General features: G+C 59.6%; 22 protein-coding genes. 16 read left to right on the top strand and 6 right to left on the bottom strand.

What is annotated here, in order from left to right; genetic code table 11:
- Position 1 precedes the first annotated feature (1 nt).
- The 11 genes from IU397_RS11615 (at position 2) to IU397_RS11565 (ending at position 12,345) form a co-directional block, all read left to right on the top strand.
- Complete coding sequence (locus IU397_RS11615; protein ID WP_204413667.1) at positions 2–1,210, top strand: hypothetical protein; 1,209 nt, start codon at positions 2–4, stop codon at positions 1,208–1,210.
- Positions 1,207–1,776, top strand: coding sequence for a hypothetical protein (locus IU397_RS11610; RefSeq protein WP_204413664.1), 570 nt, complete (start codon positions 1,207–1,209; stop codon positions 1,774–1,776). Before IU397_RS11615 ends, IU397_RS11610 begins: the two co-directional genes overlap by 4 nt.
- Positions 1,773–3,095 carry a Tol-Pal system beta propeller repeat protein TolB gene (gene tolB / locus IU397_RS11605; RefSeq protein ID WP_204413662.1) on the top strand — a complete coding sequence of 441 codons (1,323 nt, stop codon included), beginning with the start codon at positions 1,773–1,775 and terminating at the stop codon, positions 3,093–3,095. The genes IU397_RS11610 and tolB overlap by 4 nt, the downstream gene beginning before the upstream one ends.
- 71 nt (positions 3,096–3,166) lie before the next feature.
- A complete protein-coding gene (pal, locus tag IU397_RS11600) occupies positions 3,167–3,673 on the top strand; it encodes a peptidoglycan-associated lipoprotein Pal (RefSeq protein ID WP_370541670.1) in 507 nt (168 codons plus the stop codon).
- A gap of 16 nt (positions 3,674–3,689) precedes the next feature.
- Positions 3,690–4,541, top strand: a complete 852-nt coding sequence (gene ybgF, locus IU397_RS11595; RefSeq protein ID WP_204413658.1) for a tol-pal system protein YbgF — start codon at positions 3,690–3,692, stop codon at positions 4,539–4,541.
- Between the two features lie 3 nt (positions 4,542–4,544).
- Complete coding sequence (tilS, locus tag IU397_RS11590) at positions 4,545–5,792, top strand: tRNA lysidine(34) synthetase TilS (protein ID WP_204413657.1); 1,248 nt, start codon at positions 4,545–4,547, stop codon at positions 5,790–5,792.
- A gap of 75 nt (positions 5,793–5,867) precedes the next feature.
- Positions 5,868–7,787 carry an ATP-dependent zinc metalloprotease FtsH gene (ftsH, locus tag IU397_RS11585; protein WP_204413654.1) on the top strand — a complete coding sequence of 640 codons (1,920 nt, stop codon included), beginning with the start codon at positions 5,868–5,870 and terminating at the stop codon, positions 7,785–7,787.
- A 112-nt stretch (positions 7,788–7,899) separates the two neighbouring features.
- Positions 7,900–8,490 (top strand): MOSC domain-containing protein, encoded by a 591-nt coding sequence (locus tag IU397_RS11580; RefSeq protein WP_204413653.1) that lies wholly within the window; start codon positions 7,900–7,902, stop codon positions 8,488–8,490.
- A gap of 174 nt (positions 8,491–8,664) precedes the next feature.
- Complete coding sequence (locus IU397_RS11575; protein WP_204413652.1) at positions 8,665–10,341, top strand: formate--tetrahydrofolate ligase; 1,677 nt, start codon at positions 8,665–8,667, stop codon at positions 10,339–10,341.
- Between the two features lie 184 nt (positions 10,342–10,525).
- Positions 10,526–11,416: a bifunctional methylenetetrahydrofolate dehydrogenase/methenyltetrahydrofolate cyclohydrolase FolD gene (gene folD, locus IU397_RS11570; RefSeq protein WP_204413651.1), complete on the top strand. Its 891-nt coding sequence runs from the start codon at positions 10,526–10,528 to the stop codon at positions 11,414–11,416.
- 80 nt (positions 11,417–11,496) lie between these two features.
- Positions 11,497–12,345, top strand: a complete 849-nt coding sequence (locus IU397_RS11565) for a LytTR family DNA-binding domain-containing protein (RefSeq protein ID WP_239479740.1) — start codon at positions 11,497–11,499, stop codon at positions 12,343–12,345.
- Here IU397_RS11565 and pdeM read toward each other — a convergent pair.
- From pdeM to IU397_RS11540, 5 genes are all read right to left on the bottom strand, one after another.
- On the bottom strand, positions 12,342–12,998 hold the full coding sequence (gene pdeM, locus IU397_RS11560; RefSeq protein ID WP_204413650.1) for a ligase-associated DNA damage response endonuclease PdeM: 657 nt from the start codon (positions 12,996–12,998) through the stop codon (positions 12,342–12,344). The genes IU397_RS11565 and pdeM overlap by 4 nt on opposite strands.
- 31 nt (positions 12,999–13,029) lie before the next feature.
- Positions 13,030–15,444: a ligase-associated DNA damage response DEXH box helicase gene (locus IU397_RS11555; protein ID WP_204413785.1), complete on the bottom strand. Its 2,415-nt coding sequence runs from the start codon at positions 15,442–15,444 to the stop codon at positions 13,030–13,032.
- Positions 15,445–15,528: 84 nt separating this feature from the next.
- Positions 15,529–16,029, bottom strand: coding sequence for a CHRD domain-containing protein (locus IU397_RS11550; protein WP_370541666.1), 501 nt, complete (start codon positions 16,027–16,029; stop codon positions 15,529–15,531).
- Between the two features lie 206 nt (positions 16,030–16,235).
- A complete protein-coding gene (locus IU397_RS11545; protein ID WP_255569797.1) occupies positions 16,236–17,051 on the bottom strand; it encodes an NAD(P)-dependent oxidoreductase in 816 nt (271 codons plus the stop codon).
- Between the two features lie 2 nt (positions 17,052–17,053).
- Complete coding sequence (locus IU397_RS11540; protein ID WP_204413648.1) at positions 17,054–18,364, bottom strand: ATPase; 1,311 nt, start codon at positions 18,362–18,364, stop codon at positions 17,054–17,056.
- Positions 18,365–18,504: 140 nt separating this feature from the next.
- Here IU397_RS11540 and IU397_RS11535 point away from each other — a divergent pair, with 140 nt between their 5' ends.
- The gene (locus IU397_RS11535; RefSeq protein ID WP_204413646.1) at positions 18,505–20,121 is read left to right on the top strand and encodes a hypothetical protein; all 1,617 of its coding nucleotides are present in this window, start codon (positions 18,505–18,507) and stop codon (positions 20,119–20,121) included.
- Positions 20,122–20,125: 4 nt separating this feature from the next.
- Here IU397_RS11535 and IU397_RS11530 read toward each other — a convergent pair whose 3' ends face one another.
- On the bottom strand, positions 20,126–20,989 hold the full coding sequence (locus tag IU397_RS11530; RefSeq protein WP_204413643.1) for a lytic transglycosylase domain-containing protein: 864 nt from the start codon (positions 20,987–20,989) through the stop codon (positions 20,126–20,128).
- 363 nt (positions 20,990–21,352) lie between these two features.
- On the opposite strand from IU397_RS11530, the gene IU397_RS11525 reads away from it, so the two are divergent.
- The 4 genes from IU397_RS11525 to IU397_RS11510 all read left to right on the top strand — a co-directional run bounded on the left by IU397_RS11525 (position 21,353) and on the right by IU397_RS11510 (position 24,601).
- Positions 21,353–21,544: a Flp family type IVb pilin gene (locus IU397_RS11525; protein ID WP_204413641.1), complete on the top strand. Its 192-nt coding sequence runs from the start codon at positions 21,353–21,355 to the stop codon at positions 21,542–21,544.
- 239 nt (positions 21,545–21,783) lie between these two features.
- On the top strand, positions 21,784–21,969 hold the full coding sequence (locus IU397_RS11520) for a Flp family type IVb pilin (RefSeq protein ID WP_204413639.1): 186 nt from the start codon (positions 21,784–21,786) through the stop codon (positions 21,967–21,969).
- A 178-nt stretch (positions 21,970–22,147) separates the two neighbouring features.
- Complete coding sequence (cpaB, locus tag IU397_RS11515) at positions 22,148–22,990, top strand: Flp pilus assembly protein CpaB (protein ID WP_204413637.1); 843 nt, start codon at positions 22,148–22,150, stop codon at positions 22,988–22,990.
- Between the two features lie 195 nt (positions 22,991–23,185).
- On the top strand, positions 23,186–24,601 hold the full coding sequence (locus IU397_RS11510) for a type II and III secretion system protein family protein (RefSeq protein WP_204413635.1): 1,416 nt from the start codon (positions 23,186–23,188) through the stop codon (positions 24,599–24,601).
- Positions 24,602–24,603: the final 2 nt, after the last annotated feature.

Below are 24,603 nucleotides of genomic sequence, written 5' to 3'. Positions count from 1 at the left end.
CGTGCAACCGGGCACCTATATCTCCGGGGCCGGTCACCTGTTGTTGATCGGATGGGCCGCTTTGGCGGGCTTTTTTGATGCGCCGCCGCCCCCACCCGTCACCACGACCAATGTTTCGGTCATGACCGGACAGGAATTTGCAGCGCTGACCAATCAGCCTGTCGAGACGCCGCCTGACGCCATCTCGGAACAGCCCCAGGCCCCCGATACACCGGAGGCGACGGAAAGCCCGGCCGCCCCGGCACCGGAGACGGCACCTGACGTGGCCGCGGCACCGGATGTCACCGAAACACCGCCACCTGATGATGCGCCCGATGTTTCAGAAGTTCAGCCGATCCCCCGGGCAGAGGTGACGCCCGATGCGCCCGAGGCCCCGGATCAACCTGATACGGTCCCCGGTGCCTCCCTGGTGATCGGTGATAGCGACACACCAACGCCGCGCTCGGTCCCGCGGATCGCACCGGAAGCTGCCCCCGAACCCTCGCCCGAGGCCGAAATCGATGAGATCGTTCGGGAGGCCACGCGTTCGGACGACGCAGAGCAGGCCCCGGATCCTGTTGAGGATGAGCCCGAAACCGCGCCCGAAGCTGCAGCGACCGAAACCGTGACCGAGGCGGAGGAAGAAACCGGCGGCACCCAGATCTCGACCCTGGCACCTGCGCAGTCGCGCCGTCCACCGCAGCGCCCAAACCGGCCTGAACCCACACCTGCCGCACAGCCGGTTGAGGAAACGCCCGAGGTTCGGGAAACCCCTGCAGCCGAGGAGCCCGCGCCACAGGAAGCAGAGCCCGAGACGCCGCCGTCGGATGCCATCAATGACGCGCTGAACGAGGCGCTGGCCGGTGGCGGCGCTGACACTGACGCTCCCGCCCCCGCCCCGTCCGGCCCACCCATGTCCCGCGGTGAAAAAGATGCCCTGCGCGTTTCTGTCCAGCGCTGCTGGAATGTCGGCTCGCTGTCATCCGAGGCGCTGCGTGTAACTGTCGTCGTTGGCGTGTCGATGCAGCAAAATGGTCAGATCGTCCAAGGCTCGATCCGGCAGATCGAAGCTTCGGGTGGATCAGGTGCCGCCGCTAAACAGGCGTTCGAGGCCGCGCGCCGTGCGATCATCCGCTGCGGCGCCAGCGGCTTCCCACTGCCAGCCGAAAAATACAGCCAGTGGCGTGAGATTGAGATGGTCTTTAACCCCGAAGGAATGCGCCTGCGATGACAGCTATCCGTACCAGCACCTTGGCCTTGGCGGTTTTGACCGCAACCTCTGGGCAATCGAATGCAGAGACCCACAAACCAGGCGACGTTCAAACCAGTGTGTCGGCGCCCAATACGTCGCGCCATCCCGAGGAGCGTCCACGCAACAGACCCGTTACCCAGCCCTTCGCCCGCGGCAAAGCGCAACCAAAAGCGCCGCGTGGATATGAACAAGCCCAGATTGCCAGCAACATGCCCGAATCCGAGCCCCTGACTGCCGATGAAATCGCCGCCTTCCGGACCAGCATTCAGCGCTGCTGGAACATCGGTGGCCTCTCGAAAGAGGCGCAGGGCATATCCCTGAATATCGGGCTGACCCTGGATCGCGACGCAAAGCCCGATCCCGCCTCCGTGACCCTGATTAGCGCTTCCGAAGGCTCACAGGAAGCCGTTGCGCAGGCATTCAATGCAGCCCGCCGGGCAATTATCCGCTGTGGTTTGCGCGGTTTCGATCTTCCCAAAGACAAGTACGCCCAGTGGCGCGACATAGAAATGGTATTCAATCCCGAAAGGATGCGGATCAAATGACGATAGCCCGCCTGTTCCTGGCCGCCCTGCTGGCACTACCCATTGCTCCGGCACTCGCCCAAGACGGTCCTTTGCGGATCGACATCACCGAAGGCGTGATCGAGCCGCTGCCTATCGCGGTCCCAACTTTTGTCGCCGAAAATGCCGAAGCGCAGCAACTGGCGCAGCAATTGGCGCAGGTGGTTGTGGATGATTTGGTGGGCACGGGTTTGTTCCGGCAGATCCCGCAAGAAGCGTTCATCAGCAACATCACCAGCTTTGACAGCCCGGTCCAGTATGCGGACTGGAAGGCGATCAATGCACAGGGCCTCGTAACAGGATCCGTCAATGTCGGCAGCGGCGGGCGGGTCAACGTCAAGTTCCGTCTCTTTGATGTCTTTGCCGAAACGACTTTGGGGGATGGTTTGCAATTGGGCGGGTCCACCGATGCATGGCGCCGCATCGCGCACAAGGTCGCCGACCAAGTCTATAGCCGGATCACAGGCGAAGACGGTTATTTCGATAGCCGCGTCGTCTTTGTGTCTGAAGACGGTCCCAAGAATGCCCGTCAGAAACGCCTCGCGGTGATGGATCAAGACGGGGCGAATGTGGCCTATCTGACCAGCAGCGACAGTATCGTTCTGGCGCCTCGGTTTTCGCCGACAGGGAACCAAGTTCTTTATACCAGCTATGAAACGGGCTTTCCCAAGATCTACGTTTTGGACGTGGGCACCGTGCAACGCCGGGTATTGGCTGATCAGCCTGGCACCATGACCTTTGCCCCGCGTTTTGCGCCCAATGGCCGGACGGTGGTGTTTTCGCTCAGCCAAGGCGGCAATACGGATCTTTATTCGCTGGATATTGGTGGTGGGTCGCCGCGCCGCCTGACCGACGCGCCCTCGATTGAGACCGCGCCCAGCTTTTCCCCCGACGGCAACCAGATCGTGTTCGAAAGTGACCGCTCGGGCGCGCCGCAGCTTTACATCATGCCCGCCGCGGGTGGAGAGCCGCGCCGGATCTCCAACGGGGCAGGTCGCTATGGCACGCCGGTCTGGTCGCCCCGCGGCGATTTGATCGCCTTTACCAAGCAGAACCAGGGCCGGTTCCACATCGGTGTCATGCGCACCGACGGATCCGAGGAAGTGCTGCTCACGGCATCGTTTCTGGACGAGGGGCCCACATGGTCCCCCAATGGTCGCGTAATCATGTTCACGCGGGAGACATCGGGGGCGGGCGGGGCTCCAGCCCTTTACTCGGTCGACATTACCGGAAGAAACCTCAAGAAAATTCCAACGCCATCCCTGGCCTCAGATCCGGCCTGGTCGCCCCTGCTGCCCTGACAAGGCGAGATCACCGTGATAGACTTCCGTTTAACGAGCATCAGACAAATAAAAACAGGACACCTGAAATGATCCGCTCCCTTCGCCTTCCGCTTCTTTTGGTTGCCGTCCTTGTCGCAGGCGCCTGTACTGATCCCGACCGCCTGCGCGGGGGTGCCGGGGCCAATGACCCTAACGCCCTAGGCTTGAATGGCGGCGGCGGCGATCCAGCGTCACCCGCGTATTTCCAGTCCACCGTCGGAGACCGGGTCCTGTTCGCCGTGGATCAATCCACCCTGGGTGACGAGGCCAAGCAGGTTCTGGCCGGGCAGGCCCAGTGGCTGAACAACAACACCTCCTATTCGGCCATCGTCGAAGGCCATGCGGACGAACAGGGTACGCGGGAATATAACCTTGCCCTTGGTGCGCGCCGTGCCAATGCCGTGCAGGAATACCTGATCAGTCAGGGCGTGGCAGGCACCCGTTTGCGGACCGTCACCTATGGCAAGGAACGCCCGCTTGAAATCTGCTCCGAAGAGGCATGTTATGCCAAGAACCGCCGCGCCGTGACACTGCTCAACAACGCCACTGGCAGCTAATCCCAAGGGTCCGCCCATGCTGAATGCCTCTCGCCTGTCCCATTCGATCCGGGCCCTTCTTGTGACAGCGGCGCTTTTGGCGCCTCTGCCGCTTGCCGCGCAGGACACCCAGACGCTGGCCGACATCAAACAGGAGCTGACCGTTCTGTCGGTCGAGATGCAAAAGCTCCAGCGTGAGCTATCAACCACCGGCAGCCCCAATGTGCCAACCCTCGCAGGCTCGGCCCTGGATCGGCTGACCGCGATGGAAAGCCAGCTTCAACGCCTGACCGCCCGCACCGAAGAGCTTCAGTCAAGGATCGACCGGGTGGTGGCCGATGGCACCAACCGGATCGGCGATCTGGAATTTCGCCTGACCGAGCTGGCGGGCGGTGACCTCAGCAAACTGGGTGCGACCGAACCGCTGGGCGGCGGCGCTGGCGCGGCCCCGACCGCGATCACTCCCGCCCCTCAGCCGGGGCAAAACAATGGCGGTCCCCAACTGGCCGCGAGCGAACAGTTGGACTTTGATCGGGCGAAGGAGGCGCTCGATCAGGGTAGCTTTCGCAGCGCCGCAGACCTCTTTGCGGCCTTTGCCCAGGCCTATCCGGGCGGACCGCTGACCGGGCAGGCCCATTTCTACCGTGGCGAAGCTTTGACTGAACTGGGGGACACGGCCCCGGCAGCCCGCGCCTATCTGGAAAGCTTTTCGGGCAGCCCGGACGGCGCACTTGCACCCTCCGCCCTTTACAAACTTGGAACAACGCTCGAAGAGTTGGGCCAGGTTGACGAGGCTTGCGTGACCCTGGGTGAAGTCGCCACCCGCTTTCCCGGCACCGATGTCGCTTTCGACGCCGATGCCGACCGTTTGGCGCTTGGCTGTTCCTAACCCATGACCGGGCCGCGGGATCTCGGCCAGACTCTGGACCGCTTGTTTGACGGTCAGGTGCCCTTGGCCCTAGGCGTGGCCGTATCGGGGGGTGGGGACTCGGTCGCTCTTTTGGCCATGCTGGCGGACTGGAGCCGGACCCGCCGCAATATTCTGTTCGCGGCCACTGTGGATCATGGTCTAAGGGAGGGCTCGGCGGCAGAGGCGGCTTACATTGCCCAATTATGCGCTGAACTCGACATCGGTCACACAATATTGCCTTGGACCAACCGGCCGGACAGCGGAAACCTGCAGGACGCCGCCCGACGCGCCCGCCAGTCATTGCTTGGGGCCTGGGCCAGGAATCTGGAATTGCCTGCCATTGCGCTGGGGCACACCCGGGACGATCAGGCGGAAACGGTGCTCATGCGGCTTGCGCGCGGGTCGGGCGTGGATGGCCTGGCTGCCATGGCTGAAACGCGCCGCGATGACGGCTTCCTCTGGATCCGCCCCCTTTTGACCCGGAAACGCGCGGCGTTGCGCCGCTACCTGAAGGATCAAGGCATCCGCTGGCACGATGACCCCTCGAATGAAGATGACCGGTTTGACCGGATCAAGGCGCGCCAGGCGCTCCAAACCCTCGCCCCCCTCGGGTTGACGACCGAGACACTTGCGCGCACTGCAGGCCATATGGCCGATGCCCGTCACGCGCTGGAATGTGCGACCCAAGATCTGGCGAGCCGGGCCATGACCCTTGATCACGGCGACCTGCTGATCGATCGCACAGCCTTGGCCGTGGCTCCGTTCGAGTTGCAGGCCCGCCTCATGGCTCATGCGCTTGGCTGGGTCGCCTCGACCGATTATCGCCCCCGGTTCCGGGCGCTGACAGCGGTGATGCAGGCCTTGGCGGAGGGGCGGACCCAAACGCTGCAAGGGTGCTTGGCCACTGCAAATCAACGGTATTTTCGCGTTACGCGGGAATTTAGCGCCGTTGAAACGCTTCGCGTCCCCGCGAGCCAACAGGTCTGGGATACCCGCTGGCGCATCACTGGCCCCGCCACTGAAGCGACCTGGATTGCGCCGCTTGGGGAGGCCGGTTTGCGTCTGCTGGACCATCCCGGGCCGCTGCCCCGATCCAGCCGCATCGCTCTGCCCGCCATCTGGGATGGTGATGATCTCATCGCTGCACCGCTGCCCGATGAGGGCTCTGATTGGTGCTTGACCCTGCGCCACGGGGCAGAAGATCCGTTCACTTCTATTATATCGGATTGAAGAGACGAAATTGTTTTCTATCTTAGAGGCAACGCGCTAAGACCGCGCGACAACCATCTCAAGGAGCATCATCCAGTGGGTAACGCGCGCAATATCGCATTCTGGGTCGTCCTTTTTCTTCTGATCCTCGCCCTGTTCAATGTGTTCAGTGGCGGTCAGTCGAACATGTCTTCCCGGTCGATGGACTATTCGGAGTTTGTAAACGCCGTTGAATCTGGCCAGGTTACGACTGCGACGATCGACGGGGAACTGATCGAATTCCGCCAAAGTGACGGACAGACCTACAACACGGTTATCCCTCCCGAAGAAGACGTGACTGCCCGCCTGATCGAAAATAACGTGGCTTTCAGCGCCGAACGTCAGCAACAGTCGGGTCTTCTGACCTACTTGTCGACGCTTCTTCCCTTCATCATCCTGATCGGTATTTGGATTTTCCTGATGAACCGAATGCAGGGCGGTGGGCGTGGTGGCGCCATGGGCTTTGGCAAGAGCCGGGCCAAGTTGCTGACCGAAAAACAGGGTCGGGTCACCTTTGACGATGTCGCTGGCATCGACGAGGCAAAGGACGAGCTCGAAGAGATCGTCGAGTTTTTGCGCAACCCGCAGAAATTTTCGCGACTTGGCGGCAAGATCCCAAAGGGTGCATTGCTCGTCGGTCCTCCGGGGACAGGTAAAACGCTTCTGGCGCGCGCGATTGCGGGTGAGGCTGGCGTACCGTTCTTCACCATTTCCGGCTCTGACTTCGTTGAAATGTTCGTGGGTGTCGGTGCGAGCCGTGTCCGTGATATGTTCGAACAGGCCAAGAAAAATGCCCCCTGCATCGTGTTCATCGATGAGATTGATGCCGTTGGCCGCTCCCGCGGCGTCGGCTATGGCGGCGGCAATGACGAGCGTGAACAGACCCTCAACCAGTTGCTGGTCGAGATGGACGGGTTTGAGGCAAATGAAGGCATCATCATCGTTGCGGCCACCAACCGCCCCGACGTGCTGGACCCTGCCTTGTTGCGCCCGGGCCGTTTTGACCGTCAGGTTCAGGTGCCGAACCCGGACATCAAGGGTCGTGAAAAGATCCTGGGCGTCCATGCCCGCAAGGTGCCCCTCGGCCCCGATGTGGATCTGCGTGTCATCGCCCGCGGTACGCCCGGCTTCTCTGGCGCCGACCTCGCCAATCTGGTGAACGAGGCCGCGCTGATGGCTGCCAGGATCGGTCGACGCTTCGTGACGATGGAAGACTTCGAGATGGCCAAAGATAAGGTCATGATGGGCCCCGAGCGCCGCTCCATGGTCATGACCGATGACGAGAAAAAGCTGACTGCCTACCATGAGGCTGGCCACGCCATCGTCGGCATCCACGTACCGCAGCACGACCCCGTGCATAAGGTCACGATCATTCCGCGCGGTCGCGCCTTGGGTGTGACCTTTTACCTGCCCGAGCGTGACAAGCTGTCGATGACTCGAGAATCCGCGATCTCGAAACTGGCCTCCGTCATGGGTGGTAAGGCGGCTGAGGAACTGGTCTTTGGCGCCGAGAACGTGACCAACGGCGCCTACAGCGACATCCAGCACATGACAAACTTGGCCACAGCCATGGTCTCGCAATGGGGCATGTCGGATAAGTTGGGCAACATCAACTACACCTCCACCCAGGAAAGCTATCTGGGCAACCAGTCGCAATTCAACGCCTCTGCCGAAAGTCGCAAACTGATTGACCAGGAAGTGCGCCGCCTGAGTGATGAGGCCTATGACCGTGCAAAACAAATCCTGACGGACAATTGGGACGAGATGGAAAATCTGGCCCAAGGTTTGCTGGAATATGAAACGCTGACCGGTGACGACGTGAAGCGCGTGATGCGGGGCGAGCCGCCAGCGCAGGATGATGATGATGAGAGCGGACCGAGCAAGGATGACAAGCCATCCCTGACGGCCATTCCAAAGACCAAGCCCAAAAAGCCGCCCACCGCGGATCCGGGCCTGGAACCGGAACCCTCGACCTGATCCACGAAAACCTCGGCCTCTGCGCCGGGGTTTCTCTTTCAAAGGTGGCTTATTCCGATTCAAATATGCGCTGCGCTGGGATATCCCTCCCGAAACGGAGAGAGCGGATACGATGCCAGCCTTGAAACCCACAGAGTTTATCGGAGAGATCACCTGGCTGGGCTGCGTCCCACACCGGGACCAGCCAGAGATTGATGGCCACCCGGTCCAGGCGATGCAACTGACCTTTGCCGGACTGGCGGGGGAGGTGCATGCTGGCCTGACGCGCCCCTCCTGCTCCCGCGTCCTGTCGCAATATCCGCGCAAAACCACGATCCGCAATACACGCCAGATCTCGATCATCAGTACCGAGGAACTGTCCCAGATCGCCGCCAAACTTGGCCTGCCGCGTATCGATCCGGCCTGGCTTGGCGCCTCGATCGTGATCAGTGGTATTCCCGATTTCACCCATATCCCGCCATCGTCCCGTCTGCAGGCCCCGACGGGCACCACCCTGACCGTCGATATGGAGAACCGTCCCTGCCAATTTCCCGCCAAGACGATCGAAGCGCGTCATCCCGGCCATGGCACCGCCTTCAAGGCCGCCGCCAAGGACCGGCGCGGTGTGACCGCCTGGGTCGAGCGGGAAGGGGACCTGATCGTTGGCGACCAATTGCGCCTGCATATCCCTGATCAGCGGGGGTGGTCGCCAGAGGGTTCGTGAAATTATGCTCGTAACTTTCATAGAGGTCATAAATTTCTGATCCGAAACTTCAGCCGATCAGAACGGCGCGGATCGCAAGGGATATGTCGAAAACGGACTGTGGGTGCTTGCAAATCGGTGCTAAACTCTGTGGTATACCAGAGACCACAGAGTCCACCCCGGGGAGACAGCGCCATGAGTTTCAAATCAGATATCGAAATTGCCCGCGAGGCGAAGAAACGCCCCATCCAGGAGATTGGCGCAAAGCTGGATATCAGCACCGACGATTTGCTGCCCTATGGCCATGACAAGGCCAAGGTTAGCCAGAACCTGATCGACAGCGTCAAGGACCGCCCCAATGGCAAGCTGATCCTGGTGACTGCGATCAACCCGACCCCGGCCGGTGAAGGCAAAACCACCACGACCGTGGGCCTGGGGGACGGGCTGAACCGGATCGGCAAGAAGGCGATGATCTGTATCCGTGAGGCCTCACTGGGCCCGTGTTTCGGGATGAAGGGCGGGGCGGCTGGCGGCGGGTATGCACAGGTCGTGCCGATGGAAGAGATGAACCTGCATTTCACCGGGGATTTTCACGCCATCACCTCGGCCCATAACCTGCTTTCGGCGATGATCGACAACCACATCTATTGGGGGAACGCGTTAGAGATCGACACACGCCGTGTCGTCTGGCGCCGGGTCATGGACATGAATGACCGTGCCTTGCGGACGATCACCGCCAGTCTGGGCGGTGTTGCCAATGGTTTCCCGCGGGAGGCCGGGTTTGACATCACGGTCGCGTCCGAGGTGATGGCCTGCCTGTGCCTGGCCCTGAACCTTGAGGATCTGCAAAAGCGGCTGGGCGACATCATCGTCGCCTATACCCGCGACCGCCGCCCGATCTATGCCCGTGATATCAAAGCCGATGGTGCCATGACCGTGCTGCTGAAGGATGCGATGCAGCCTAACCTGGTGCAGACCTTGGAGAATAACCCCGCTTTCGTCCATGGTGGCCCTTTTGCGAACATTGCCCATGGTTGTAACTCGGTCATCGCCACGACGACGGCCTTGAAGCTGGCCGATTACGTTGTGACCGAGGCTGGTTTTGGCGCCGATCTGGGGGCCGAAAAGTTCATGAACATAAAATGCCGTAAGGCTGGGTTGGCACCGGACGCGGTGGTGATCGTTGCCACGGTGCGCGCCATGAAGATGAATGGCGGTGTGGTCAAAGCCGATCTGGGGGCGGAGAACGTCGCCGCTGTCGAAGCCGGTTGCGCCAATCTGGGCCGCCATATCGAGAATATCAAAGACTTTGGTGTACCCGCGGTCGTGGCGATCAACCACTTTGCCGGGGACAGCGACGCCGAAGTGGCCGCCGTCAAAGCGTATGTCGAAAGCCAGGGATCCGAGGCGATACTGTGCAAGCATTGGGCTAATGGCTCTGCCGGCACCGAAGATCTGGCTAAGCGCGTGGTCGAGCTGGCCGATGGCGGCACGTCGGATTTCAAGCCGCTTTATCCTGATGAGATGTCCTTGTTCGACAAGATCGAAACCATCGCCAAAGGGATCTACCGCGCCGATGGCGTGGTCGTTGACAAGAAGATCCGCGATCAGTTGAAGCAATGGGAAGATCAGGGCTATGGCCATCTTCCGGTTTGCATGGCCAAGACCCAGTACAGCTTTACCACCGACCCGAACCGTCGCGGGGCGCCTGAGGGATTTTCGATCCCGGTGCGGGAAGTGCGGTTGTCAGCCGGGGCCGGTTTCGTGGTGGCGATCTGCGGAGAGATCATGACGATGCCGGGTCTGCCGCGCGTGCCGTCAGCGGAGGCAATCATGTTGAATGATGCGGGCCAGATCGAAGGTTTGTTCTAGGAAGGCAGGCGGTCATGCCGCGCCATCGAGGCCGTGGCATGACCGCTGAGACCGGCGCGTGGCGCGCGTGGTCTCAGGGGGGTTAACGCAACGCGCGTTGCGCAATCTGGCCAATCATATGCATAGGATATGTATGGGATGTGCATGATTTGTGTATCGCTAGAATACAGGATCTGAGGCGGATATGAGCGCAACGATCATCGACGGCAAAGCCTTTGCGGCGCGGGTGCGCGCGCAGGTGGCAGAGCATATCACACGGCTGAAATCGGAGCATGGACTCACCCCGGGCCTCGCAGTTGTTCTGGTGGGCGAGGATCCGGCCAGCCAAGTCTATGTCCGTAACAAAGGCAAGCAGACGGTTGAGGTTGGCATGACCTCAATCGAACATCGGCTGGAGGCGGATACGTCAGAGGCCGATTTGCTGGATCTGGTGCGCAAGCTGAACGTTGATCCGAAAATTCACGGTATTCTTGTGCAGTTACCGCTGCCGGATCACCTGAACTCTGAGCTTGTGATCAACACGATTGACCCGGCCAAGGACGTTGATGGCTTTCACATATCGAACGTTGGGTTGCTTGGGACCGGTCAGACGTCGATGGTGCCGTGCACGCCGTTGGGATGCCTGATGATGTTGCGCGATCACCATGGCTCCCTCAGCGGTCTGAATGCGGTGGTTGTTGGCCGGTCGAATATCGTGGGCAAGCCGATGGCACAGTTATTGTTGGGTGACAGCTGTACGGTGACGATTGCCCATAGCCGCACCAAGAACATCGCGGAAGTTGTTGGAAAGGCTGACATTGTCGTGGCGGCTGTGGGGCGGCCTCAGATGATTACGGGGGATTGGATCAAGCCCGGGGCAACCGTGATTGACGTGGGCATCAACCGTATCCCCAATGGCGAAAAGACCCGTCTTGTGGGTGATGTTGACTTTGACAGTTGCGCGGCCGTTGCCGGGGCCATCACGCCCGTTCCGGGCGGTGTGGGGCCGATGACCATCGCCTGCCTGTTGGCCAATACGCTGACAGCGGCCTGCCGTGCCAACGGACTTTCTGAACCAAGCGGTTTAACTGCCTGAAATATAAGCGCTTTGCCGGGTAGGGTTTTACGGAATTTTCACATTTCGTGCGTGAACTTGCGAGATCAAGCATTGAAAGGATGGATGCGCTCTTTTATCCCGATCCGCGGGGTCGTTTGTTTCTGGGGTATCATTGGGTGTTTCGCGCGGTTTGGGAGGAGTGTGTCGACACGCTGAAGTCGCCGGCACCTTGGCTGTTTTGGGGCGTGGCGTCGATCATCGTCACTTCGATCGGTCCATTTGGCACCTATCTGACCATGGATATGCGATCGCGCGGGATCTACTGGACCAGTGTGATTGGGGCCGCTCTCCTTATTGTGGTGGTGGCGCGGACGGTCATCCGTCATGTGTTTCATGACCTTGACGCCCCCACACTGGCCACGGCGGACGTGGTCACATTCGGGCTGACTTTCACACCGTTTCTTTATGTTTTCACCATATGGTTCACCGGCTTGGCCAGCAGCCCGATGCCGGGTTCGGTGATGTTTGCGTTGGTTCTGTTGATCGCGATCGGCATTCGGTTTCTGGAATTCGTTCTGCCGCGGTCTGGTCGTAAGTTACCGGATAGGCCAACAGCGCCGTTGGCGGAGGAACAGACCGCGCCGCGTTTGGTTGCACGGCTGCCTTTGGGCCGCAGGGGCGCCTTGATCCGACTAAGCGTGCGGGATCATTACGTCGATGTTGTCACCGACCTGGGCGATGCGACACTTCTGATGCGGTTTGGCGACGCCTTGGCAGAGCTGGAAGGCGCTGACGGTCTACAGGTGCACCGGTCCCATTGGGTGGCTGTAAAGGCAGTGGATCGTCTCATTCGCAAAAAGGGGCGGGTTCTGTTGGTCCTGATCGACGGGACCGAAGTCCCTGTAAGCCGCCCTTTCCTTGCTCAGGTCCGGGATCGCTTCACCTCGCCAGAGCCCCCACAGCACTAGGCTGGAACGGCGGCGACAGATTTTCCGACCAGAATGGCCACGGCATCGGGCCCAACAAGATCGGCCAAGACCGGTGTTTCGCAATCCAGACCCCCAGTATAGGCCCCGTAAGCGGGGAGTATGACCCGTTTTTGATCGATCAGGAAACACGGGCGCAGAACTGAACGACCGCGTCCGGTGATCCGTTTCTTGGGGTGGTAATGGCCTGAAACTTCTCGATCTGCGCCGGGCTGCGCGATATGCCGGAACAACAACGGGGGCAGAGACAATTCCCGCATATGCGTGCCGCCGAACCCCATGGGGCCGGGATCATGGTTGCCCTCGATCCAGATCCAATCGCGCCCCGCCATCAATGTCACCAGCGTCTGCGTGCTTTCGGCATCCAGATGATCAGCGGCGCGCAAGTCATCGAAACTGTCTCCCAAACAGACCACCACACGGGGATCATAGCGGTCCAGGTCGGTTTGCAGACGGCCAAGGGTTTCGCGGTTCTCATAGGGCGGCAGCAGCGTACCGCCCCGTCGGGCGATCCGTTCCGACTTGCCTAGATGCAGGTCAGAGACACACAAAACCCGCTCGGTGGCCCACCACAAGGCGCCGGACGCCGTAGCGATCAATGGGATGCCGGCAAATGCGATCTGATACTCGTTCATGATCTGTTCACATCACGACTGCGCGCCAAATTCAAGAGGCAAGACCCGCCGCCATCATCAATCGTTCCGCCTCTTCCGCGATCACCCGTTCGGTGCCGGAGCCATGGATGGCAATCCGACCAGGTTCCAGAAACAGGGGTGCGGCCAGCGGTGTGACGCGATCCAGAATGCTGTGGTCGATCCGGCCCCCGATCCGGTCAATCATGGTTTCGATCCGGCCAAAGTCGATCAAACCGCGCAAAGCCTCCTCTCGGGTGATCTGCAACAATAGGTGGTTGGGATCGTATTTATGGAGCGTGTCGTAAAGAATGTCGGAGGAGAATGTGGCCTGTCGCCCTGATTTACGCGCCGATTGGGGGAAGTTCTTGTCGAGAAGCCCCGCAATATAGGCGCTGGCCTTGAAGGTGCGTTTCATCACGGCATTACCGGACAGCCACTTTTCCAGCCCCTCGCGCAGACCATCGGGATCGAACAGAGGATCGGCATTTTGCAGCGGGTCAAGGCCCCAGATCAAGGTCGCATAATCGGTTGCGACGAAACCGAGGGGGTGCAGACCCTCCTCCTCCATCCGCTGGGTGACGATCAGGGCGAGGGTTTGCTGAGCGTTGCGCCCGGCAAAACCATAGACGACCGTATGGTTGCGCCCGTCATGGGGAAAGCTCTCCACCAGCAGGCGCTCGGGTTCGGGTAATTTGCTGACCTTGCGCTGCAGGCGCAGCCAATTGGCCGTGTGTTCGGGCAGGTCCGGCCAGTCCTCCTGTTGGAAAATCCGCAAGATCCGGTCGCTCAGCTGGGTGGAGGTGGCGAACTTGGTGCCGTTGAACGTCGCGACCTTTGGCTCCTTGTCGGCGCGGCGGGTAACCTCGACCGTCAGTTCGCGCATCCCCTCGAACCGGACCACCTGGCCGCCGATCAGGAACGTGTCGCCGTGGGTCAGGGTGGAGGCAAACCCTTCTTCGATTTCGCCCAACGGTCTGCCCCCGCCACCGCGCCCTTTCCAGGCAACCTTCAGGGTCTCATAATCCCAGATCGTGCCGATATTCATGCGGATCTGGCGAACCGCGCGGGGATCGCGCAACTGCCATTGCCCATCGGGGCGCTGCATCAGGCGTTGCCAGCGGTCATAGGCGCGCAGGGCGTAGCCGCCCGTGGCGCAGAAATCGAGGCAATCGTCGAATTCCGGGCGGGTCAGGTTGACGTAGGCGCCGGTCGTGATCACCTCGGCGTAAAGTGTATCGGCCTCAAATGGCCCGGCACAGGCGGTGATCAGGATATGCTGGCAGAGCACGTCGCGGGGGCCGCGCCCGCGCGGATCGCCATCCAGGTCATGCTCTTTGACCGCTTCCAGGGCAGCATGGCATTCGACGATTTCGAACCGGTTGGCCGGCACCAAAAGCGCCTTGGAGGGCGCGTTATAGCGGTGGTTTGCACGCCCGATTCGCTGCACCAGCCGTTTGACGTTTTTGGGCGCACCGACCTGGATCACCAGATCAACATCGCCCCAGTCGATGCCCAGATCCAGCGATCCGGTGCAAACGATCGCCCGCAGATCACCGGCGACCATGGCGGCCTCTACCTTTTCGCGCTGTTCGCGCGCGAGGGAGCCGTGGTGGATCCCGATGGGCAGGTCGTCTTCATTGGCGAGCCAAAGGGCATGGAAAAAGATTTCGGCCTGGGCGCGGGTATTGTGGAAGATCAGTGTGGTGTTATGCTTTTTGACCTCATCCAGCACGGCGGGGATCGCGTAGCGCCCGCCGCCCCCGGCCCAGGGGGGCGGATCGTCGGTCATCAACATGGCGATGTCGGGGTCCGGGCCGGGATCAGCGTTCAAAATTTCGCACGGATCTGGGTGACGCGCCAGGAGGCGGGCAATGGCCGCGGGATCCTCAACCGTGGCAGAGAGCCCAACGCGCCGCAGCCCTGGGCAAAGCGAATTGAGGCGCGCGAGGCCCAGCATCAACTGATCACCACGCTTTGATTCCGCCAGGGCGTGAATTTCATCGACCACGACCCGTTGCAGCCCTTTGAACATGCGGGGCGCATCTTCGTATGAGGTCAGCAGGGCAAGGCTTTCCGGCGTTGTCAGCAGGATATGGGGCGGATCGGCGCGTTGCCGTTTCTTCTGTGTCTGGGAGGTGTCGCCGGTGCGGTCTTCAATCCGGATCCGCAGACCCATCTCCTCGACCGGGGTGCGCAGATTGCGCTTGATATCGGCAGCCAGGGCCTTGAGCGGGGAGACATAGAGGGTGTGCAACCCGTCCGCTGGATCCTCCGACAGTTCGATCAGGCTGGGCAGGAACCCGGCCAAGGTTTTGCCCCCGCCCGTCGGGGCGATCAGCAGCAAGGTCGGCGCGCCGGAGCGATCCAGCATCTGCTGTTGATGGGGATGGATCGACCAGCCGCGGGAAGCGAACCACGTCTGAAAGGGAGGAGGAAGCGTTACCATGGCGCGGATGTAGGCCGTCACCCCCGGAAAGGAAACCTGTGCGCCAGCCGAAGCCGGGGGTGACCAGCGCATAGGCGCGACGCGTCAGCCCTGACCGCGGCGCATCGTCACCAAACTGCCGAGCCCGGCAATCAGCAGAACAGCCGAAGCAGGCAGTGGAACCGGTGACACCCGTCCGCTCAGTTCCCCGCTGGCAAAGGCGTCCGTGTGGATGTTGATATAGACCGCGCTGCCCTGTAGCAGGCTGACGAAATCACCAAAGCTCAGGTCACACCCGGCAAGTGCCGCCGCATCCCCATAGGCAAGGTTCACCACGTTCAGGCCGAAGCCATCCTCGGTATCGTTGTAGGTGTCGGTGTCCAACGCAAGGGGCACCATAATCGGGCCGTTCGATCCCGCAGGCGCATTGTGAAGATGCACAGGACCAACGGGCGCTTCGACCAGGGTGTCAAACAGGCCGTCCAGGTCGATGCCGATCACATCAAGTGAGAAATCCAGTGTTGCGGCTGCCTGATCGACTGTCAGCGTCGCCGTGCCGTGGGCATCGGTGACGACTAGAGGCACTTCTTGATCCCGGCTAAGCACCGAAGTGAAGGACAGGATGGCAGCTTGGGCAGCCCCCGGCAGAACGAAAAAAAACGGTCAAAGCGACCGTCCATATATGTGAAAATACGATAAAACTCGCCAAAATGGTATGGATATCTCGCCATTCGAGATACCACCGGAGGCGAATGGCAGGCGCCCGACAAAAATTTCACCGATTTTCAAAATAGTTGAGGGTTGGGGGATTTTTAGGGTTTGGAGCGCGGCTGCAGGGCGCGGATTGCCGCGCGAATGCTGGCGGGCAGGTGCGTGTCGGCATTGTCCGGGGCGGCATCCAACGCGGCATCAATATCCTTGGTCAGGATAGCGATGGAATTGTCGGCTTCCCATCCATCGCGCGCGAATTCGATTGTATCCATACCGCTGGCCAGCCAGTTCTGGCCGGACGACGCCTCGATCAGGCGTAACAGATCCACCTCGTTCAGGCCCGCCTGATCGGCCCAATCCAGAACAAGCCGGGTCATCGCCGTGTGAGAAGCTGCCAGCAGGTTGTTCAGCACCTTGGCCTGTGCGCCGCTGCCAAGTGGACCCATCCAGTGAAAACTTTGGCCCATGGCATCAAAGAGCGGTTGCAGAAGGTCAAGGTCCGCTGGATCGCCCCCGAGCATGAAGCTGAGCCTGCGTTCAACGGCTCCTGCCACTGCCCCAGACATGGGCGCGTCGATCAGCCGGATGCGGTCTGGCAGCCGATTGCCGAGATCCCGGATGTAGCGCGGCGACAGCGTGGAACTGATGACCACATGGCGCAGGGCAGGGGCCTTGCGCACCAGATCACCGGCACCAAACAAGACATCATCGGTTTGATCGGCGTCGCGCACGACGCTGATCAGAACGCTCAGATCCCGACCAAAGACTGCGGGATCGGTTCCCATGATATCGGTCAGATCCCCGAAACCCTCGGGTGGTTGCAGATCGTAGCCGCGCACGGCAAACCCGGCATCGCGCAACGCGCGCAGCATTGGCGCGCCCATGCGACCGCATCCGGCCAGGCCGATCGGGCCCAACGTCAATGCTCGATATGCTCTTCTTTGACGAACATGTTGGCCCAGGCCCGGTCCACCAATTCCGGCGTCATCTGGTAAGGGATTTGTTCAAATTCACAAATGGCGCGCATCTGGTCGATCAGGAAGATCGGCTGGTAGTTCGCATATATATTGTGGATCGTCGGGTACTTTTGCTTCAGCAGGTGGATGAGGGCGTCCTGATCCAGCGGCATCTTCTTCTTCTTCGCGACCATGGCAAAGATCTTCAGGAAGTCTTCTTGGGTCGGGCCATCGATCTTGATCTTGAAAAAGATACGGCGCAGGGCCGCCTTATCGAAGATCTCGTTCGGGTGGAAGTTTGTGGAGAACACGACCAGGGTATCAAATGGCACCTGGAATTTCTCACCCGATTGTAACGAGAGAATATCGCGGCTTTCTTCCAGCGGCACGATCCAGCGGTTGACCAGCGCCTGGGGCGGTTCCGCCTGACGGCCAAGGTCGTCGACGATAAAGATGCCGCCGGTCGATTTCAACTGAAGCGGCGCCTGGTAGGTCCGCGCAGTAGGGTTATAGACCAGATCGAGCATCGAAAGGCTCAATTCACCGCCGGTGATGACGGTGGGCCGCTCGCAATAAACATAGCGTGTGTCATAGCGGTTGCCGGTCCGGCGCAGCGAATTCGGATCGTCGGACTGTTCCTCAGCCGCGGTATGCACGATCGGGTCGAAAACGGTGATGACCTGGCCGGAATATTCGATGGCGCGCGGGATATAGATCTTGTCGCCCATCGCGTCGCGGATCCCGTTCGAGATGGAGGATTTACCGTTGCCCGGCGGTCCGTACATCAGGATTGATCGACCAGAGGTCACCGCGGGGCCAAGCTGGTCCAGCAGATCATCGGGCAGGATCAGGTGGCCCATTGCGCCGGTCAGTTGGTCGCGGGTCATCTGAATGTTGCGGATGGACTGGCGCTTGACCTGTTCGGAATACACTTCCAGCGGAACGGGCATCGCCCCGTAATATTCCGACTGACCCAGCGCATCCAATGCGCGGGCTTTGCCGCCGTCGGTCAGTTGGTAGCCCATCTCGCCGCCCGAATTGGCGTGCAGGGTGCCAGTCGCTTCCAGCAGCTTTTGTTCGCGGGCCACATCCACCAGTTCTTGCGTCACGGGGATCGGCAGGCAGACCGCCTTGGCGATGGCGCTGACATTATCAACGTTCATGCGGAACATCGTCTTCAACAGAATGTCCCGCATCATGACGGGTGGCAGTTTCATCCCCTCCAGCCGTTTGGGCGCGGGAGGTGCCGTGACATTGCCAGCTTCCATGTTCATCGCATCACCTATTCAGTGGTAATTTATCGTCTTCAGTTTTCGCGGTTTTTGCCCGTATTTGGACACGTTACCTTGCCATAGGCTGGCATTGTGCACGGTATGGCCAAGAAAGATGGCCAAATGATGGAGAATGCGCAGCTATGACAAAGCCAAAATCAGGCGTCGTTTTTCTTTTCCTTGTCGCGATCCTGGTCGCGATGGGGGGCTCGGCCCTTCGGCCTGGGGTTTTCATGATCGGCCAACATGAAGGCGACGCCATGCATCTGCTGGAAATCGTGTTGCGCATGGCCGATGGCGACATCCCCCATGTGGATTTCATGACGCCGCTCGGGGCCTTGGGTTTTGCCCCGATTGTCCTGTTTGTCGAGGCGGGGTTCGGCATGGGGCAGGCGACCCTTTGGGCACAGATCCTGGTGGCAGCGCTGTTCTTGCCGGCGATCTGGTGGGTGGCCGTCTCCCGGTTTTCTGGTGTTTGGCCCTATGTGTTCGGGGTCATCATCGTGTCGCTTATTCTGGCGGTCGTCTATGGCGACGCCATTCGCGCCCTCACCATATCGATGCATTACAACCGTTGGGCCTGGGCCGCGTCATTCGTCGTGATTGCCTGCACGATGCTGGCATCGATCCATAGGCGCAGCGCCATCGCCGATGGGTTGGTTGTGGGGGCGCTGATGTCTTTCCTGGCGCTCACCAAGATGACGTATTTCGCGGCCTTCCTCCCCGCTGTGGCCGTTGCCCTGTTGGTGCGCCGTCAATGGGGCGCAATCGGGGTCACCGTGGCGGTGGGTGTCGTTGCGATCTTTTGCATGACGGCGCTGTACGGTGTCAGTTACTGGGGTGCCTATATAGGCGACTTGCTGAGTGTTGCCAGGTCCGAGGTGCGCCCCTTCCCAGGCGATCCCTTCGTGGCCGTGCTTGGCGCACCGGCTTATATCGGCGGTTCCTTGATCCTGCTTGCCGGTGTGGTGTTGCTGCGGCAAGGGGCGATGGAGGTCGAGGGGCTGGTTCTATTGCTCCTTGCACCGGGTTTCTTTTACGTGACCTTCCAGAACTTCGGGAATGATCCGCAATGGCTGGTGTTGCTCGGGCTTTTGATGTTTGCGGCCTTGCCATCGGCGGACATGGTCAATGGCTGGGGGTGGAACATGCGCCAGGCCGTATCGGCCATTGGTGTCGCGGCTATCGCTCTGTCTCTGCCTTCCATGGCCAACGTGCTTTACAGCCCCTTCCGGCATGGCGCGAGCGATCCTGATAAGCATACTGCGATCCTGGCCAAGTCAGAGCGCCATAGCGACCTCATGATGAATCTCGAACGGTACTACGTAGTGAATACGCTCGTCCCTTACGCAGATATGGGTGATGTCTTCCTGACATATAAAGAGAGTGCTGACCGGCCCGAATTGGTGGCGCTTGCAGGCGAGGTGCCGGATCGGTGCCAGATCGAACGGGGGTTACCGGCGGTCTTTCAGGCCATGGCCGATGACTTGACCGAGGCGGGCTTTGGCGGTGCCACGATCCTGAGCGTGGATATCTTCAGCTCGCTTTGGCTGTTTGGAGACTTCCAGCGCTTGCCGGGCGGGGCACCCTGGTATTACGGAGGCGCACCGGGCCTTGATGCCGCTACCCATGTCTTGATGCCGGATTGTCCCGTTCTCCCAAGAGTCCAAAAGATCCTGACGGAACATATCGAAAAGGCCGATATCTCACTGGTCGAGGTGCGGCGGACACCGCTCTACATTCTATATCGCAAGGAATGATCGCCTAGCTGCCCGTGCGGAACACACAACCGTCATGGGCAAGCTGCGGGGGCGTGATGCACAGGCCCCGTGCGACATTCCACGCGGCGAGCACCTTGGGCACGTAATCCCGCGTCTCATCATAGGGTGGGATGCCCTTATGCTTTATCACCGCATTCTCACCGGCATTGTACCCTGCCAGTACCAACAGCGGGTCACGCTCGAACTTGTTCATCAGCCAATCAAGGTAGGCTACGCCGCCCTTGATGTTCTGGCTTGGGTCGTTGCTGTTGCTGACACCAAACCGTTTGGCGGTGGCTGGCATGAGTTGCATCAACCCCTGCGCCCCGGCTGAACTGACTGCATTGGCCCGGCCCGCACTTTCAACCGAAATCACGGCCAGTGCCAGCGCGGGCGACACCTCGGTCCCCACAGTCGCTTTGAGTATTTCGGTGCCGTGGGCATTGGCCAGCTTTTGCAAGGTGGACAACCTAGGCGCGCGTACCGATCCGCCTTTGGGATCGCTGGCCAATGCGATCACAGCCTCTTCAAGGCGCCCTGGCCCGGTCTGATCGGTCGAAGGTGGGATACTGTCCCAGAACCATCCATACGCGGCCTTGCTGGACTTGGGCGCGTCGTCACTGGGTGTCTCCGCCTGATCATCCGTCCGCTCGCGTTTCTTGGCATCGGGCAAAGGCGGGGGCGGCGCCAATGCCAAAGCCTGCTCGACCGGATCAATTTGAACGGTAATTCGCTTGCCTGGTTTGGCATCACTGACTTTAACACGCTTGAATTTGAAATCTTTGACCTGAGGAAGATCTTGGGCCATCACCGAACCCGCGCCGACCGACAACCCCAGCAGAATGCCGGCTAATTTCGCATACGTCATGAATAGGGTCTCACCGCTCGATTTTTTGTTTGAATTATAGTGACAGCAGTTCGACTCGAAATTCCAGAAAAACCCCGGATTCATGGGGTCTGCTGCACAATTTGCGACATTATTCACGCATGCTATGGGGTGTTCCTTGCGTCAACTTCAGAAAAAAATATTTGTTAACAAATAGATAAATAGATTTTTTGCTGATTGATGGATGGCTGAAAAATTACCGCTGACCTGCCAAACTCTCGCCCCAATCCGACGTGCATATATCCCACATACCGAGACGGGGATTGAGCCAATAAGAGGCCGGTTCGAGACGATCCGCTGAGGTGAACTGAAACTTGAGCGTTTGATCCTTTGGAGGGACACAAAATGAACATGCTGAACACATTCAAGAACTTCATCAACGACGAAGACGGTGCGGTCACCGTTGACTGGGTTGTGCTGACTGCTGCCATCGTTGGCCTGGGCATCGCCGTTCTGGCTTCCGTCTCCGGCGGCGTCCTGAACCTGTCGAGCGAAATCTCCTCCGCTCTGTCCGACACGACGATCGCTTCTTACTAATAGCGATCCGGTTCTATCAACGGCTGCGCTCGAAAGAGCGCGGCCGTTTTTTATTGTTTATCCATTTTTTGCGTCTGTTTCTATTCATTAAACATAGAGGTAACGCGCAAAAAAGTGCCCCGCTTCCATCTCTAACTTAGCCAAAGCGAACCTTCGTTTCGCCATATTTGACCACCACTTCTGATTGCAACGAAACATTAATAGCCACCATGGCGAGATGCCTGGTTTTGGAGATAAGCATGATCAAGACAGTGACAAAGTTTCTGAAAGACGAAGACGGCGCAGTTACGGTTGACTGGGTTGTGTTGACCGCAGCTATCGTCGGGCTTGGGATCGCCGTCGTGGGCATCATGGCGCAGGGTACACTGACCGCAAGCGGCTCGCTGGGTAGCTCGCTCGAAGCGTTGACCGTCGCCAATTACTGAGGTGATACGGGTATACTGACCGGCTCTGGGGGCGGCCGAGCGGTTTAGATTTGATAGACGCGACTGCGTCATCCCCTTGCCTAGCTTATGCCAGATTTAGCCTCTAAGAACGAATGAGCCGAGTTGGCGATATTCGTCGGTAGGGCGGTCACAAGAAGTAAGGCAAAGGATCTACACCATGCGCTTCGTTTTCGCTTTGGTACTGTTGGTTGGCGTCGGGCTCGCTGGCTTTGCGGTCTACATGGCGCAAGGCTATCTGGCCAAGACTTCCCGGGAACGGGATGCGTTGATGGCGGAACGCGCGTTGGCAAAACCGCTGATCCAAGTCTATGCGGTGACAACTCCAAAAAAATACGGCGAGCGGATCACAAAAGAAGATGTGGTCAAGATCCTTTGGCAAAAGGACAGCGTGCCGGAAGGGGCCTTCCTCGAAGAAGAAGCACTTTTCCCTGTCGGAGCCGAACCTCGGGTCGTGTTGCGCCAGATGGAGCAGTTTGAGCCGATCCTGGCCGTCAAGGTCACTGAACCCGGTGAAGATGCGGGTCTGACGTCCCGCTTGGGCAAGGGTTTTCGTGCCTTTACGATCAGCGTTGATGTCTCGTCAGGTGTGTCTGGCTTTTTGCGGCCAGGCGACAAGGTTGATGTGTACTGGACAGGGCGTGCTTTCGGCCGTGGTGTGACCCGTCTGATCGAGGCTTCCGTGCCGATCATTGCCGTTGACCAGGTTTCCGACAGTGCTCGGTCCGGGCCGCAGATCGCACGGACAGTCACAGTTCAGGTGTCGCGCCAGCAGGTTGCGGCCCTCGCACAAGCGCAATCAACCGGACGCCTATCGTTGTCCCTCGTTGGTACAGATGATGACGCGACCGAAGAAGTGGTCGAGGTCGATCAGAACACGCTCCTGGATTTTCAAGAACCTGTGCAAGTTCAAGCGCCAGCCCCAAAGCGCGTCTGTTATGCGCGTGTTCGCCGCGGCGCCGAAGTTGTGAATGGCCCTGTGATCCCCTGTCCCGACGAATAAGCGGCGTTTTCCAAACGCAATTCTTGAAAAACTGCTCTTCAAAAACCCGCGACAGTGAATAACTGTTGCGGGTTAACTACATCAGCAATGCCGTTCAACCTGTTGATTATTGCAATGAAACCGAGCGTCGGGCACGTTTGGTTTAATTGCAGGCTCTAGACCTGCGTAAATCTCGTGATCAAGAGGCAGGTCACAATGGCATTAAGAGCACTAGTTCGGGCGGGCCTTATTGGCTTGTCCCTCACAATCGGACTGGCCGGGGTTGCCCCGGCACAAACATTGCGCGTTATGTCCGGCGCGCCTTCGACAAACCTGAAGGTTCCGATTAACCGAGCGGTCGTCGTCCAAAGCGATGCACCTTTTGCGGAACTTTCGATTGCCAATCCTGGCATCGCAGATATCTCGACACTGTCTGAGACAACGATTTATGTCCTGGGTAAAGCACCGGGTAGGACCACGCTGACATTGTTGGCGCCCGACGGCACGCTGATCACCAATGTGGAGGTGCAAGTCACCGCCGACGTCAGCGAACTGAAAGAACGGCTTCGTGAAGTTCTCCCGCGGGAAAGCATCGAAGTGCGGCCCGCCAATGATGGTTTGGTGATGTCCGGCATCGTGTCGTCGTCGCAAGCACTGGATCGTGCACTCGACTTGGCACAGCGTTATGCGCCCGGTCGTGTTTCGAACCTGATGCATGTCGGCGGAACACAGCAGGTCATGCTGAAAGTACGGTTCGCCGAAATGAGCCGTTCGATCAGTAAATCGTTATCGGCAAGCCTGGGCATTGGCGATTCCGGTGCTGTTGCCGCGGGATCAGGTGCGATCAACAACGCTGACAGTCTGAACAACCTGTTTGCAAATGGTCAGATCCTGAACGCACCGGTTCAAGGCAATGGTGGTGGTACCACCTTAATTTCCTTCGGAGGCAGCGATATTCGTCTTAACCTCTTGTTGGAAGCTCTTGAAACGCAGGGTTTTGTGCGGACTTTGGCAGAACCGAACCTGTCGGCGCTATCTGGTCAGAACGCTGAATTCCTGGCAGGTGGTGAATTCCCTGTTCCGGTATCCGACGGCGATGGCAACGTTTCTGTAGATTTCCGGCCCTTCGGTATCCTGATGAACTTCACTCCGCGTGTTATCGGCCAGAACATCAACCTGCGGATGACGGCCGAGGTGAGCAATATCGACACAACGTCAAGCGTGACAGCCAACCAAATCACCATTCCGGCTTTCAGCGTGCGGCGGACCCAAACCACAGTCGAATTGCAAGATGGCGAAAGCTTTGCCATTGCTGGTTTGATCGAGGACAATTTCCGCGACGACAGCAGCCAGGTACCTTGGTTGGGTGATGTTCCAATCCTCGGCGCGCTGTTCCGCAGCACCAGCTACCAGCGGGATCAGTCTGAACTTGTTGTGATCGTTTCGGCCCACTTGGTGTCGCCCACCCGCGGAGAGGCCTTGGCCTTGCCGACGGACCGTGTCCGGCCCCCGACCGAGCGTGAGCTTTTCCTTGGTGGCAAAACCGCTGCCTCTAACCTGCCCCGCCGTGGTGCAGCCGGCGAAGTGGCCCGGCAGGACTTTAGCGGATCCTACGGCTACGTGATGGAGTAAGC

Source organism: Actibacterium sp. 188UL27-1, assembly GCF_016901225.1.
Lineage (GTDB): Bacteria > Pseudomonadota > Alphaproteobacteria > Rhodobacterales > Rhodobacteraceae > 188UL27-1.
Note: the sequence above shows the minus strand (reverse complement) of the source record. Positions and strands in the feature narration are given on the sequence as shown.

Bases quoted from the DNA above. Each gene is read 5' to 3' on its own strand.
- IU397_RS11555 (WP_204413785.1), bottom strand. From the start codon at position 15,444: ATGGTAACGCTTCCTCCTCCCTTTCAGACGTGGTTCGCTTCCCGCGGC.
- IU397_RS11520 (WP_204413639.1), top strand. From the start codon at position 21,784: ATGATCAAGACAGTGACAAAGTTTCTGAAAGACGAAGACGGCGCAGTT.
- ybgF (WP_204413658.1), top strand. From the start codon at position 3,690: ATGCTGAATGCCTCTCGCCTGTCCCATTCGATCCGGGCCCTTCTTGTG.
- IU397_RS11575 (WP_204413652.1), top strand. From the start codon at position 8,665: ATGAGTTTCAAATCAGATATCGAAATTGCCCGCGAGGCGAAGAAACGC.
- cpaB (WP_204413637.1), top strand. From the start codon at position 22,148: ATGCGCTTCGTTTTCGCTTTGGTACTGTTGGTTGGCGTCGGGCTCGCT.
- tilS (WP_204413657.1), top strand. From the start codon at position 4,545: ATGACCGGGCCGCGGGATCTCGGCCAGACTCTGGACCGCTTGTTTGAC.
- IU397_RS11610 (WP_204413664.1), top strand. From the start codon at position 1,207: ATGACAGCTATCCGTACCAGCACCTTGGCCTTGGCGGTTTTGACCGCA.
- IU397_RS11510 (WP_204413635.1), top strand. From the start codon at position 23,186: ATGGCATTAAGAGCACTAGTTCGGGCGGGCCTTATTGGCTTGTCCCTC.
- IU397_RS11530 (WP_204413643.1), bottom strand. From the start codon at position 20,989: ATGACGTATGCGAAATTAGCCGGCATTCTGCTGGGGTTGTCGGTCGGC.
- IU397_RS11565 (WP_239479740.1), top strand. From the start codon at position 11,497: ATGGATGCGCTCTTTTATCCCGATCCGCGGGGTCGTTTGTTTCTGGGG.
- IU397_RS11580 (WP_204413653.1), top strand. From the start codon at position 7,900: ATGCCAGCCTTGAAACCCACAGAGTTTATCGGAGAGATCACCTGGCTG.
- IU397_RS11540 (WP_204413648.1), bottom strand. From the start codon at position 18,364: ATGAACATGGAAGCTGGCAATGTCACGGCACCTCCCGCGCCCAAACGG.
- IU397_RS11525 (WP_204413641.1), top strand. From the start codon at position 21,353: ATGAACATGCTGAACACATTCAAGAACTTCATCAACGACGAAGACGGT.
- folD (WP_204413651.1), top strand. From the start codon at position 10,526: ATGAGCGCAACGATCATCGACGGCAAAGCCTTTGCGGCGCGGGTGCGC.
- IU397_RS11535 (WP_204413646.1), top strand. From the start codon at position 18,505: ATGACAAAGCCAAAATCAGGCGTCGTTTTTCTTTTCCTTGTCGCGATC.
- pdeM (WP_204413650.1), bottom strand. From the start codon at position 12,998: ATGAACGAGTATCAGATCGCATTTGCCGGCATCCCATTGATCGCTACG.
- tolB (WP_204413662.1), top strand. From the start codon at position 1,773: ATGACGATAGCCCGCCTGTTCCTGGCCGCCCTGCTGGCACTACCCATT.